Here is a 12,909-nt window from a genome sequence, read left to right as displayed (position 1 = left end):
CGCCTGTGAGTTCAACACCCAAGGACGCCACAGCGGGATTCCTGGTCTGGCGCTTGTCGATGAAGTGGCGTGTGGCCGTCGATCGGGCGGTCGCACCGCTGAGTCTGACCCACGCCCAGTACGTGGTGATGGCCTCGTTGTACGGCATGTCGCGCTCCGGGCTCCGGCCCAGTCAGCGTGCACTCGCCGACCGGACGGGGCTGGAGCCGCTGTACGTCTCCAAGCTCGTCCGCGCCCTGGAGGCCTCCGGACTCGTCGCCCGCACCCGGGACCCGGACGACCCGCGCGCCATGCAGGTGTCGCTCACCGAGCACGGAAGCGACGTCACCCGTCGCGCGATCAAGGTGGTCCAGGGCCTCCTTGACCAGTTGCTCGAACCCCTCGGGGGCCAGGACAGCCCGCGCACGCGGGAGTTCACCCGAGAACTGGCGACCCTGCTCGACGCACCTCTTGATCCGCACACCGAGAACCACGAGGAGCAGTCATGACCACCGACACCACCACCGCCCCCAGCGTCAACGGTCGAGTGCTGGCCCTGGCACACCATGCGGCACGTGCCCTCCTGGAGGGCGTGCTGACCCGCCACGGCATCACGTTCCACCAGAGCGTGACGTTCCGGGCCGTCGTCGCAGCGGGCGAGTCCATCGGCCGCGACGAGCTCGTCGGCGACGTCACCGGCTCGCTGAAGACCGACGCGTCGGTCGTGACCGCCGTCATCGAGGAACTGACCACCGCGAAGCTGCTCGAAGAGGACCCGGCGGACACGTCCCGAGTTCGACTCACCCACGCCGGACGGGAGTTGTACGAGGTCACCTCCGCCGAGTCCGCCGAGATCTCCGGCCGACTGTACGACGGCATCCCGGCCGAGGACCTCGCCGTCGTGGGCCGCGTGCTGACCCTGATCACGGACCGCGCGAACGCCGAACTGGCCGACGCCTGAGGTTCCGTACGGTCGCTGCCCGGGCCCGGTCTGGTCCCGAGGGAGACCGGTCTGATCAAATCTTCCTATGCGTCACACCTGCCTCGCCCGTCACGCTTTCCCCGCCGCCGTCGCCGGACTCCTCCTGCTCACCCTCACCGCCTGCGGGACCGAGCGGCCGGGGGCTGCCGCCACCGGCAGCGCCGAACCGCCGGCGTGCGGGCCCGGGGCGAGTCCCGCCGAGAGCGCGGGCGTACCGCGGACGGGCATGCCGGGGGCATCTGCCTCCCCGGCGCAGGACGGCGATGCCTCCGCCTCCCCGGCCCAGGACGGCGTCACGATCATCGGGACCGGCGGAGGTGCCTCCGCCGGTGCACCCTCCTGCGCGGTGTACTCCGTCACCAGCCGGGAGACCGAGCCCTTCACCTATGTCGTCACGGTCGGCTTCGTCTCGGAAACGGGCCAGGCACTCTTCAACGTCGACGACACCGTCCAGGCCGTTGCCCCCGGCCGGACCGTCCGGCGTACGGTCACCGCCACCGGGCACTCCCCGGACGCGGTCGGCAAGGCGCGGGCCCGGGTCGTGAAGGTGCGGAGCTTCCCGACCTCCGAGGCGCCGAGCGTCGGCGGCACATGTCCGCCCACCGGGGTGCGTGTGTACGCCGATGAGGGCGACGCGGCCATGGGGCTGCGCGTCGTCGGCCTCCACCTGGAGAACTGCGGAACCATGCCGTACCGGCTCAACGGCTACCCCCGGGTCGAGATCCGCGACGAGGACCACGACCGCGTCGACGGCGTGTCCATCGTCCAGGGCGGCGACGCCGTCGCCGGGGGCACCGGGGCCGACGGCCCACCGCAGCAGCTGGTACTGGAGCCGGGCGAGCGCGCCCACGCCGGCCTTGTCTGGCGCAACACCGTCGAAGCCGGCGATCCCGTGCACGCCCCCTACGCCCGCGTGTGGGCGAAGCCGGGGGCCGCCCCGGTGACGGTGACCCCCGAGCTCGACCTCGGCACGACGGGGAAACTCGGCGTCGGGCCCTGGAAGAAGGCCGGGGAACAGGCCGGGACACGCTGATCCGAGCCTTTCCCCTTCACCTTCCTCCCCCCCCCTGGGCTCCCGCCCCCTCGCGTCACGGATGCGAGAACACGCCCACCATCCGGGTGTCCGGGTTGCTGCTCATGCCGACGATCGCGCCCCCGTCGGCGCGGTTGGCACGCGCGTGCGTGCCCGCGTACCCCTCGTCGGTGAGGAAGATGCCGAGCGCCGCGATCCAGTCGTCGACGGAACCGGTCTCCGGGTCGTACACCGGCTCGGGGCGCGGTACCACCCGCTCCTGCGCCACGTATCCGCCGCGCTCCACGGCGATCCGCAGCGCCTTGTCCCAGTCGGCGGCGGTGGACTCCCAGCCGACGTAGGTGTCCAGACCGCCGTACCCGGCGCTCGGCTTGAGGATGAGCCGTCCCCTCCGCTCCCGGCAGAGGTCGACGAGTTCGGCGGGACCGGAGGCGTGCAGCGTACGGCTCCACGGGAGGACCCGTTCGACCAGGGCCCGCTCGTCGGCGTCGAAGGAACCGCTCCAGCGGGGGTCGGTGAGCAGGGCGAGGGCGCTCTTGTTCGAGTAGAGGCCGCTTTCGAGCGAGGTGAAGAGCACGGTCCTGCCCGCCTCGTGAGCGCGGAAGAACGGCTCCGCCACGTCCGGGCCCTCCGGGTCTTCGAGCAGCTGACTCGCCGCGAAGTTCCGCAGGACCAGGTCGAGCGGGGTGCCGTCCAGCGTGAGCTTTCCGTCGGGCCCCGTGCGTACGCGGTCGATCTCGCCGGTCCGGACGTCGAGGCCCTGCTCGGCCATCGCCTCCACCGTGGCGCGCATCAGCCTTCCGTACGGGGCGATGCCCCCGCGGCCCTCGATCAGCCCGACCACGGGTTCCCGGTCACCGGACAGCACCGGCTTGGCGCGGTCGCGCAGGACGGCGGCCGTCCGCGCGGCGATGTCCACATGACCGAGCCCGTGCACCCGCGCGAAGTCGGCGAACTCCGGGACCCGCAACAGCCCTTGGTTGAACACGGCCATGTCGACTCCACCGACCTCGCTGCCGAGGTTGAACTCCAGCAGCTTGTAGGAGGTGCCGTCGTGGTACGCGTCCGCGCGGCCGAACTTGGTGGGGACGCCGGATCCTCCGCGCCGGAGCAGCGCCGCGAGCGCTGGTTCGATCCCGACCTCCGCCGCGTACCGGTCGAGGTCGCCGTCGAAGAGCCGGAGCGGCAGTGACACGAGGAGGCCGAAGAGCCCCTCCAGGTCGCGGGCGAAGGCGGCGGTCTCGGCGGCCCGCACGAACCACGGCCGGGGCAGCAGGTGCGCGCGCCACGCCTCCTCGAAGGCCGGGGGCAGCTCGGCCCGCGCCACGGCCCCGGCGAGCCCGAGGTTCCCGCGCAGGCACTCGTCCACGTATGTCCGGCTCAGATCGGTCATCTGCGTCGCTCGCTTCCCTCAAGGAAAAGGAATCGGGTACGTGTTCGGAAAGGCGAGCAGCCTACCGCGCGGCCCACGGACGTGCCGTGAAACGCGGAGGGAGCCGGAGCACCAGGGGGCGCGGAACGTGAAGGGCCCGTACGCCGGTGGGGCGGAGCGACGGCGTCCGCGTTAGCGGAACGTGAGCGAGACGTGAGCGAGACGTGAGTGGCGGTGGGGAGAGTGGTGCCGGACCCGGGGCGGGCCGTGGGGGCCGGCCCTGGGTCCCTTCCCGGGCCGGCTCGGGGCGTAGCGGCCCCGCCCGGCCGGTGAGGACGCCGGGGCCCGTACGGCGTTCAGCTGGTGAACGTCACCGTGGCCGTCGTGGCAGCCGTGACCGCGAGCATCGCCGCCTGCATGTCCCGGATCGCCCTGCGTACGCCCTCTGCGGCCCACTGGCCGGCCGTGAGCTCGTCCAGGCGGGACGCGACCTCCTTGCGGGGCAGGTCGGGGAAGGCGAGGCGGTGGAGCTTGGCGCCGTGGATCAGGGCGAGGAGGCCCGTGGTGCGGGCCTGGTGGGTGGGGCCGGTGACGAGTACGGCGTGCAGCCTGGCCCTCAGCTCGCGTTCGACGGAGCCGTCGGCCTCCGGATAGCGGGCGACGGGGAAGAGGCCCATCACCCTCTGCCGCTCCTCACGTATCAGGCCGCGCTCGCGGAGGCTCTCGACCGTGGCCTTCACGGCCTTGGAGTGGTCCTTCGTCAGCCACTCGGTGACCTTCGGGGCCTTGCCCTTCTTCGCGCACCAGGCGTCCACCTGCCGCAGTCGCTCGTCGAGCAGCGGCACCTCGGTGGGCGTCGCGTCCGTCACCCGCAGCCGCCCGTCGTCGACCGACACGCGCCCGGCCAGCACGAGATCGAGCAGGATGCCGCCCGCGACGGCCCACGCGGCGGACTGCCGTTCCTTCGCCACCCCGGACACGTCGTCCAGGGACAGCAGCATGATCTCCTCCGCGAGCGTGACCGCCACCCCGTACCCCTTACCTTCCGCATGCGCGCATGCGTGCGTGTGCGGTGCCACCGGACGGTCGACCGCCCATCTGGCACCCTTCGCCCCTGAGGACGACCGGCGCACCTCGACGGTTCCCCGGAGCGGGCCGCCGCCCGGCGTGACCTGCGTCATTCCGTCCGGGCGGAGGCACTCCGGGGTGCTTTGGTCTGGACCACGGCGGGCGGGGGCGTCAAGCTCTCGATATGGACTTGGAGTTGCGGCACCTCAAGACGATCCGGGCCATCGCGGACGCCGGGAGCCTCACCCGTGCCGCGACCGCGCTCGGGCTCGCGCAGCCGGCGCTCAGTGCCCAGCTCAAGCGGATCGAACGGGCTCTGGGCGGAGCCCTGTTCGAGCGGGGACGGGAGGGCGTACGAGCCACGGCGCTCGGCGATCTGGTGCTCGACCGGGCACGGGTCGTTCTGCCCGCGGTGTGCGAGCTGCAGGAGGAGGCGGTGCGGTTCGCGCGGGGCGGTACGGAGGGCTACCGGCTCGGCGGCACCCACGGCCCGCTGCTCGGCGGCCTCGTCGATCGCATCGCGCGACACGACCCCGGCGCCCCCGTGAGCACGTACACCTCGTGGTCGGAGCGTGAGGTCGCCGGCGGTGTCGTCGACGGCCGCCTCGACTTCGCCCTGGTCGGGGTCTGCGGGGAGAGCGGTCCGCCCGAGGCGGGACGGCTCGTGTGGACGGAGGTCGCCCGTGATCCGGTGTACGTGATGCTGGCCGCCGACCATCCGCTCGCGCCCCGCACCGAGATCGACCTGGCCGAGCTCGCCGCGGAGGCCTGGACCGACGTACCGGGCGACGGCTGTTTCGGCGACTGCTTCGCGGCCGCCTGCGTACGGGCGGGATTCACTCCGGCCTGTGTGTACGAGACGGACACCGCCTCCTGCGTACACCTGGTGCAGGTCGGCCGGGCCGTCGGGCTGTGCCGGGCCACCTTCCCCGTCACCCCGGGCCTCGTCACCCGTCCCCTCGCCGGTGCCCCGCTGATGTGGCGGCACCTGCTCGGCTGGCATCCCGAGGGGCGCGCGGCCTCCCGGGCCGCCGCCGTCCTGGGCCACACCCGGGCCGCCCACGCCGAGGCGCTGGCGACCAGCGCGGGACGGATGCCCGCGTCGGCGCCCCGGGCATAACGCGATGGCAGGGGCCAACTGGCAGCTGCCGTCTCCTCGTTCCGATTCCTACGGTTCCAGAAGATCCCCGCCCGGGTCGGATCCCTCCGTGGTCCAGGTCCCCACCCGGGTCGGATCCCCACCGGAACAGAGAACCCAGAACCGAGGAGACCCCCATGCTCCGACGACACGCCCGCGCGGCGTGTACCGCCCTCGTCGCCGCCGGAATGGCGCTGGCCGGGCTCCAGGCCGGTTCCGCCGCCGCGGCCCCGGACTCCCAGGGCCCGCACCGCGCCACGGCCGTCAAGACCGCCGCCCGGACACTCGGCGCCGACTCCGCCCGGCCCGAGCTGCTCGACGCCATGCGACGCGATTTGGGACTCACCCGCTCCCAGGCCCTCACCCGCCTCGCCAACGAGGCGGAGGCCGGTGCCACCGCCGCCCGGCTCCGCCAGGGCCTGGGCGGTGCCTTCGCCGGTGCCTGGGTGGACGGTGCCGAGGCCGACACCCTGACCGTGGCCACCACCCGCGCCGCCGACGTGCCCGCGATACGGGCCACGGGCGCGCGTGCCCGTCTCGTGACGCACGGTCTGACCGTTCTGGAGCGCGCCAAGGAGACCCTGGACCGGTCCGCGACCACCGAGGCGCCCGTCCGCTACGTCGACGTCCGCGCCGACGTCCTGGTCGTCGAGGAGACCAGGGCGGGTGCCGGGGCGCGGCTCGTGCGGGCCACCGGCGTGCCGCGCGAGCTGGTCCGCGTCGTCCACAGCGGTCAGGCACCCCGCCCGCTGTACGACATCCGGGGCGGCGACGCCTACTACATGGGTGGCGGCGGGCGCTGCTCGGTCGGCTTCCCGGTGACGCGGGGCACCACGCAGGGCTTCGCCACCGCCGGCCACTGCGGTCGCGCGGGCACGACCACCAGCGGGTTCAACCAGGTGGCCCAGGGCAGCTTCCAGGGCTCGGTCTTCCCCGGCAACGACATGGCCTGGGTCGCCGCCAACGCCAACTGGACCTCGACCCCGTACGTCAAGGGCTCCGGCGGCGCGAACGTCCAGGTGACCGGCTCGGTCCTGCAGCCGGTCGGCTCCTCCGTGTGCCGCTCCGGCTCGACCACCGGCTGGCACTGCGGCACCGTGCAGCAGCACAACACGAGCGTCACCTACCCCGAGGGCACCATCTCCGGGGTGACCCGTACGACGGTCTGCGCCGAACCCGGCGACTCCGGAGGCTCGTACATCTCCGGCAGCCAGGCCCAGGGCGTGACCTCCGGCGGTTCCGGCAACTGCTCCAGCGGCGGTACCACCTTCTTCCAGCCACTGAATCCACTGCTCCAGAACTACGGCCTCACCCTGAAGACCACCGGCACCGACCCGGGTCCCGGCCCCGGCGAGCCGGAGCCGAGCGGCACCTGGGCGGCCGGCAAGGTCTACGTGGCCGGTGACGTCGTCACGTACGGCGGCGCGAGCTACCGCTGCCTCCAGGGACACCAGGCCCAGGCCGGCTGGCAGCCGCCGAACGTCCCGGCGCTGTGGCAGCGTCTGTGACCCTGGCCGAATAGTGACCGGGGGTGCCGCGTACCCGAGGGGGGTGTCGCGGCACCCCCTCCGCGTGCCCGTATGATCGCCGCGATCTTGATCATCATCTGAGGGTCACCGGTACTTCGCGGGGGAGTCGGCACATGAGAAGGATTCGGGCAGTCGTGGCCGTGGCGGCTCTGGCATCGGCGGTCGTGGGATGCGGCGGCGCCGAGCCGTCGGACGCGAAGCCCTCGGACGTCAGGTCGTCGGCCGGGAAGGCGTCGGGGGAACAGCCCGCCGCCGGGGGAGAGGGTGAGACCACTCCGTCGCCCGAGAAGCTCGCCGCCGACCCCGGCACCCGTTACACCGCCATCGCCGTCCCGGTGCTGGAAGGCCTCGTGTGCGACGAGGGCGACGGCGGCTTCCACTACGGCAGCGACCTCGACATGAGCGTCACCGGCGACGACGACCTCAAGGAGATCGAGGGCGACAGCCAGGACGTCGCCGACGAGGTGTCCTGCTTCGGCAGCCCGCGCAACGTCCTCCGCAAGGGCACGATGTCCGCCTCGGCGCCCATGTTCACGGCCAGGACCAACCTGTACGAGCATGTGGTGGACCCCACCGCCGCGCTGAACAGGATCTTCGACGCGTCCGTGGAGCAAGCGACGGGCTACGGCCGCACCTTCACCGGCGAGGCCAAGACCGTCACGGACAGCTCCCTCGTCGTCAAGTGCCGACAGAACGTCACCGACACCTTCCCGATGACCACCTGCTTCTGGGCCGACTACGGGGCGGCGGGCGTCGTCGACTTCTTCCCGGCGGACGACCAGTACGTCCCCATCGACTCGGCCGTCCCGTGGACCCGGGCCTTCGCCGCCGGCGCGCTGCGGAAGTAGGCCCGGGGCCGGGGACTCCGACCCCGACCGCCACCGGAGAGACGACCGCCACCGGAGTCACGGCCGCCACCGGAGTCACGGCCGGCATCGGAGTCGGGAGCCGTACGGCTCCTCAGGCCTTCTCTTCGAGGCCCCCTCGCGCGATGGTCTCCGCGTACCAGCGGGCGCTGTCCTTCAGCGTCCGGCGCTGCGTCGCGAAGTCCACGTGCACGATGCCGAACCGCTTGCTGTAGCCGTACGCCCACTCGAAGTTGTCCAGGAGCGACCACAGGAAGTACCCGCGAACGTCGGCCCCGTCCGCGAGCGCACGGTGCACCGCCGCCAGATGGGCGTGGAGGTACGCCACGCGCTCCGGGTCCTTCACATTGCCGGACGGGTCGGCGTAGTCGTCGTACGCCGCACCGTTCTCGGTGATCACCAGCGGTACGTTCGGCAGTTCGTCCCGCAGGCGGATCAGCAGCTCGTGGAGTCCGTCCGCGTCCACCGGCCAGTCCATCGCCGTACGCGGCCCGGGTGCCGGCTCGAACCGGACGTGCCGCTCCGCACCCGCCCAGGGCGAGGGCGACTCCGACGTGCCCGCCCCGACGACGGAGGGGGAGTAGTAGTTGATGCCGAGCGAGTCGATCGGCGCGGCCGCCGTCGCCAGATCGCCGTCCTGCACGAAGGACCAGTCCGTGACCGAGGCCGTGTCGCGGACCAGGTCCGCCGGGAGCTGCCCGTGGAAGACGGGGTCGAGGAAGATGCGGTTGCCGACCGCGTCGATACGACGAGCCGCGTCCAGATCCTCGGCGGACTGCGAACTGGCCCGCACCGCATGGAGGTTGAGCGTCAGCGACACCTCCGCGGTGCCGGGCAGCGACCCGCGCAGGGTGCGCGCCGCGAGGCCGTGCGCGAGGTTGAGGTGGTGGGCGGCGCGCAGCGAGGCGAGGGCGCTGGTACGGCCCGGGGCGTGCACGCCGTTGCCGTAGCCGAGAAAGGCCGCGCACCAGGGCTCGTTGAGCGTGGTCCAGGTCGCCACCCGGTCGCCGAGGGCGTCCGCCATGATGCCCGCGTACTCGGCGAACCGGTACGAGGTCTCCCGGTGCGGCCAGCCGCCCGCGTCCTCCAACTCCTGGGGCAGGTCCCAGTGGTAGAGCGTCGCCACGGGCCGGATGCCGGCGGCGAGGAGACGGTCGACGAGACGCCGGTAGAAGTCCAGGCCCTTGCGCACGGCGGGACCGCGCCCGGTGGGCTGCACCCGGGGCCAGGAGATCGAGAAGCGGTAGTCGGTGACGCCGAGCCGCCGCATCGACTCGACGTCCTCGTCGACCCGGTGGTAGTGATCGGCGGCGATGTCACCGGTGTCGCCGTTGCGCACCTTGCCGGGCGTACGGCTGAAGGTGTCCCAGATGGAGGGGGTACGGCCGTCCTCGGCCGCCGCCCCCTCGATCTGGTAGGCGGCCGTTGCGGTGCCCCAGCGGAAACCCTCGGGGAACCGGAGGACGTTCGTGGTGCCGGTACGGGCGTCGAGCGCGGTCATGGGGTGGGAACTCCCTGGAGTGAGTCGTCGTGTGTGTGGGGGAGGGGACGGGTCAGCCCTTGACCGCGCCCTGCATGATTCCGCCGACGATCTGCCGGCCGAGCAGACCGAAGACCAGCAGGACGGGCAGCGTGCCGAGCAGCGTGCCCGCCATGATCACGGACTGGTCGTGGACGTATCCGCCGCCGAGCTGGCGCAGGGCCACCTGGACGGTGGGCTCGGAGGAGGTGAGGGCCACGACCGGCCAGAAGAAGTCGTTCCACGCGGCCATGAAGGTCAGCAGGCCGAGGACGGCCATACCGGGCCGGGCGATCGGCACCACGATCGACCAGAAGATCCGGGCGGTGGAGGCACCGTCGACCCGGGCGGCCTCGATCAGCTCGTCCGGCAGGGTCTGCACCAGGTACTGGCGCATGAAGAACACCCCGAACGCGGACACCAGGCCCGGCAGTATCACCGCCTGGAGCTGGTTCACCCAGCCGAGCTCGGCGATCAGCATGAACAGCGGGATCACCCCCAGCTGCGGCGGGATCATCATCGTGCCCACGGTGATCGCCAGCAGCGCTCCCCGGCCCCGGAAGCGGAGCTTGGCGAAGGCGAAGCCGGCGAGCGTGCAGCACAGCACGGTGCCGAGGGTGATCGAGCCGGAGACGATGAGGGAGTTGAGCAGCGCCTTGCCGATGTCGGCCTCTTCGAGGACCGCCTCGAAGTTGCGGATCAGGTTCGGGCCGGGCACCAGCGTCGGCGAGACGTTCGCCAGGTCGGCGTTGGAGCGGCTCGCGGCGACGATCGTCCAGTAGAAGGGGAAGGCGGAGAAAAGGACGGCGACGACGAGGATCCCGTACGCGAGCGGGCCCGCGTGCAGGGTGCGGCCCGCCCGGGAGGGGCCTCGCGTCGCAGCGGCGATGGGCGCGGTCATCGGCCGGCCTCCTTGCGGGAACGGCGGCGCGCGATCAGGGCGTTGACCCCGACGAGCACCACGATGAGCAGGAACATCACCCAGGCGATGGCGGCCGCCCGGCCCAGGTGGAAGAAGCCCCAGCCCTGCTCGTACATGTACAGGCCGAGCGTCTGGTACTGGTGCGAGATGCCGCCCGAGATGGAGCCTTCGAGCAGCAGCGGCTCGCCGAACAGCTGGGTCGCGCCGATCGTCGAGACGATGACGGTGAAGAGGATCGTGGGCCGCAGTCCCGGCAGCGTGACGTGGAAGAACTGCCGCCACCGCGAGGCCCCGTCCATCGCGGCCGCCTCGTACAACTCATGCGGGATCGACTGCATGCCGGCCAGGTAGATCAGCGCGTTGTAGCCGGTCCAGCGCCAGATGACGACCGTCGACACGGCGATCTGCGAGGCGACCGTGCCGTTCTGCCAGTCGACGGGGTCGATGCCGACCAGGCTCAGCGCGTAGTTGACGAGGCCGAAGTCCCGCCCGAAGAGCTGGGCGAAGACGAGGGTGGCGGCGGCCACCGAGGTCGCGTACGGCAGGAGGACCGCGGTCCGCAGGAAGGTGCGGCCGCGCATCTTGTAGTTCAGCAGATGCGCGAGCCCGATGGCCATGGCGAGCTGGGGCACGGTGGAGAGCACACCGATGGTGAACGTGTTGCGCAGCGAGAGCCAGAAGTACTCGTCGCCGAGGAGCGCGGTGTAGTTGCCGAGGCCGCGCCACTCCATGTCGCCGGGCGTCTGGAGCTCCACCCGGTAGAGCGAGACGAAGGCCGTGTAGATCAGCGGGAAGAGACCGAAGGCGGCGAACAGGGTGAAGAACGGTGCGAGGTAGGCGTACGGCGAGAACGTCTGCCAGGCCCGCCGGGCGGACCCCCGCCGCGCGGGCGGCGGGACCGGCTTCGGCGGGGCCGGCGTCTCGGATGCGGTGAGGGTCACGGCGCGGCCCTTCGGAGAGGAGCGGGTGGAGTCATGGAACGGGGAGGAGTCGTGGAACGGGGAGGAGTCGTGGAGGGCGAGCAGAGGTGCGTGAGGAACCACGTGAGGACGGGCGCGAGGAGGGGGCTCTCCTCGGCGCGGGTCAGCCGATGGTGTTCTCGACGCCCTTCTTGGCGTTCGACCAGGCCTTCTCCGGCGAGGTCCCCTTGCGCTCGACCTCGCTCAGCGCGTTCGTGATCTGCTGCGCGATGTTCTGGTCGTGCACACCGAGCACCTGAACCGGGGCCGCCTTCGCCGCGTCGCCGAAGATCTGCCCGATGGGAGCGTCGGAGAAGAACGGGTCCTTCGCGTCGGCGACCTTCTCGATCGCGCCCGTGGCGGAGGGGAAGTTGCCCTGCTTCTGGAAGAGCTTGGTCTGCTGCTCGGGGGCGGTGAGCCACTTCACCAGCTCGTACGCCTCCTTCTTGTGCTTCGCCGCCTTCGGCACCGACAGGTAGGAACCGCCCCAGTTGCCGGCGCCGCCGGGGAGCGGGGCGACGTCCCACTTGCCCTTGCCGGCCTCGCCTGCCTGGCCCTTGATGTAGCCGAGCATCCAGGCGGGGCACGGGATGGTGGCGAAGGAACCGGCCGAGAAGGCCTGGTTCCACTGCGGGGACCACTGGTCGAGCTTGGCGCTCAGTCCGCCCTGGGCCGCCTGAACGGAGTGGTCCCAGGCGGTGCGGAGGGCGGGATTGTCCTCCCAGATGAGCTTTCCGGAGGCGTCGTAGTACCGCTCCTTCTCCTGACCGATCATGATCGAGTAGAGGCTGCCGACGCTGTCGATCCAGGCGCTCTTCGCGGGGGCCTTCGCCTTGTACTGCTCGCCGAGGGACAGGTAGCCGTCCCAGGTGGCCCACTTCTTGGCGAGGGCGGCGCGGTCGGTGGGGAGTCCGGCCTGCTTGAAGAGGTCGGTGCGGTAGCACATCGCCTCCGGGCCGACGTCGGTGCCGAGGCCGAGGACCTCGCCGCCCTTGCCGGTGGCGGCGGCCCACTTGGCCTGGGCGAACTGGTCCTTGAGGGTGTCCGCACCGTACTTCCTCAGGTCCTCGAACCGGTCGGCCTGCTGCTGGGTGACGGAGGCGATGCGGCCCACCTCGATGCCCTGCACATCGGCAAGGCCCGCGCCGCCGGCGAGCCGGGTCTGGAGGGACTTCCAGTAGTCGGCCTCGTCCTCGGTGTCGGTCTGCTTGATCGTGACGCCGGGGTGGAGCTTCTCGTACTCGGCGTACAACCCGGCCTCCTTGTATCCGAAGGAGCCGAACAGGTCGACGGTGATCGTGACCTTCCCTCCCGCGCCGTCGGTGGCCGTGCCGTCCGACGCACCCCCGCAGGCGGCGAGCAGGGCTCCGGTGAGCGCGACCGCCCCCAGACGGACGACGGCTCTCCTGGCGGTGTTCGTGGTGGCGGCTCGGGCGATGGGCATGGGAAGCCTCCCTTGGCTCCGGAACGAGCGAGAGCGACTGAGAGCGCTCTCAAGCGTGCGGTCGGAGCGTGCCCGGGAACGGGTCCATCCGTCAAGCC

At 71.8% G+C, this 12,909-nt stretch carries 12 protein-coding genes; 6 read left to right on the top strand and 6 right to left on the bottom strand.

Annotated elements, in window-relative coordinates; all coding sequences use genetic code 11:
* Positions 1-5: 5 nt before the first annotated feature.
* From OG259_RS03530 to OG259_RS03520, 3 genes are all read left to right on the top strand, one after another.
* A complete protein-coding gene (locus OG259_RS03530; RefSeq protein ID WP_328940832.1) occupies positions 6-488 on the top strand; it encodes a MarR family winged helix-turn-helix transcriptional regulator in 483 nt (160 codons plus the stop codon).
* Complete coding sequence (locus OG259_RS03525) at positions 485-940, top strand: MarR family transcriptional regulator (protein ID WP_328940831.1); 456 nt, start codon at positions 485-487, stop codon at positions 938-940. The genes OG259_RS03530 and OG259_RS03525 overlap by 4 nt, the downstream gene beginning before the upstream one ends.
* 67 nt (positions 941-1,007) lie before the next feature.
* The gene (locus OG259_RS03520) at positions 1,008-1,994 is read left to right on the top strand and encodes a DUF4232 domain-containing protein (RefSeq protein ID WP_328940830.1); all 987 of its coding nucleotides are present in this window, start codon (positions 1,008-1,010) and stop codon (positions 1,992-1,994) included.
* A 55-nt stretch (positions 1,995-2,049) separates the two neighbouring features.
* Here the strand turns inward: OG259_RS03520 and OG259_RS03515 are convergent, their stop codons facing one another.
* Together OG259_RS03515 and OG259_RS03510 are read right to left on the bottom strand one after the other, a co-directional pair.
* A complete protein-coding gene (locus OG259_RS03515; RefSeq protein ID WP_328940829.1) occupies positions 2,050-3,387 on the bottom strand; it encodes a hypothetical protein in 1,338 nt (445 codons plus the stop codon).
* 335 nt (positions 3,388-3,722) lie between these two features.
* Entirely contained in the window at positions 3,723-4,394 is a 672-nt protein-coding gene (locus OG259_RS03510; protein WP_328940828.1) for a GOLPH3/VPS74 family protein, read from the bottom strand.
* Between the two features lie 224 nt (positions 4,395-4,618).
* Here OG259_RS03510 and OG259_RS03505 point away from each other — a divergent pair, with 224 nt between their 5' ends.
* From OG259_RS03505 to OG259_RS03495, 3 genes are all read left to right on the top strand, one after another.
* Entirely contained in the window at positions 4,619-5,554 is a 936-nt protein-coding gene (locus OG259_RS03505) for a LysR family transcriptional regulator (protein WP_328940827.1), read from the top strand.
* Positions 5,555-5,709: 155 nt separating this feature from the next.
* A complete protein-coding gene (locus OG259_RS03500; protein WP_328940826.1) occupies positions 5,710-7,080 on the top strand; it encodes a carbohydrate-binding protein in 1,371 nt (456 codons plus the stop codon).
* Positions 7,081-7,214: 134 nt separating this feature from the next.
* Positions 7,215-7,949: a hypothetical protein gene (locus OG259_RS03495; RefSeq protein ID WP_328940825.1), complete on the top strand. Its 735-nt coding sequence runs from the start codon at positions 7,215-7,217 to the stop codon at positions 7,947-7,949.
* 112 nt (positions 7,950-8,061) lie between these two features.
* Here OG259_RS03495 and OG259_RS03490 read toward each other — a convergent pair whose 3' ends face one another.
* The 4 genes from OG259_RS03490 to OG259_RS03475 form a co-directional block, all read right to left on the bottom strand.
* Entirely contained in the window at positions 8,062-9,468 is a 1,407-nt protein-coding gene (locus OG259_RS03490) for a GH1 family beta-glucosidase (protein WP_328940824.1), read from the bottom strand.
* A gap of 52 nt (positions 9,469-9,520) precedes the next feature.
* A complete protein-coding gene (locus tag OG259_RS03485) occupies positions 9,521-10,387 on the bottom strand; it encodes a carbohydrate ABC transporter permease (RefSeq protein WP_328940823.1) in 867 nt (288 codons plus the stop codon).
* Positions 10,384-11,349 (bottom strand): carbohydrate ABC transporter permease, encoded by a 966-nt coding sequence (locus tag OG259_RS03480; protein ID WP_443052112.1) that lies wholly within the window; start codon positions 11,347-11,349, stop codon positions 10,384-10,386. The genes OG259_RS03485 and OG259_RS03480 overlap by 4 nt, the downstream gene beginning before the upstream one ends.
* A gap of 142 nt (positions 11,350-11,491) precedes the next feature.
* Positions 11,492-12,811 (bottom strand): ABC transporter substrate-binding protein, encoded by a 1,320-nt coding sequence (locus OG259_RS03475; protein WP_328940822.1) that lies wholly within the window; start codon positions 12,809-12,811, stop codon positions 11,492-11,494.
* Positions 12,812-12,909: the final 98 nt, after the last annotated feature.

Origin of the sequence: Streptomyces sp. NBC_00250, from assembly GCF_036192275.1 — a bacterium.
Taxonomy (GTDB): Bacteria; Actinomycetota; Actinomycetes; order Streptomycetales; family Streptomycetaceae; genus Streptomyces.
The sequence above is the reverse complement of the archived record's forward strand: the minus strand, read 5'-3'. Positions and strand labels throughout refer to the sequence as shown.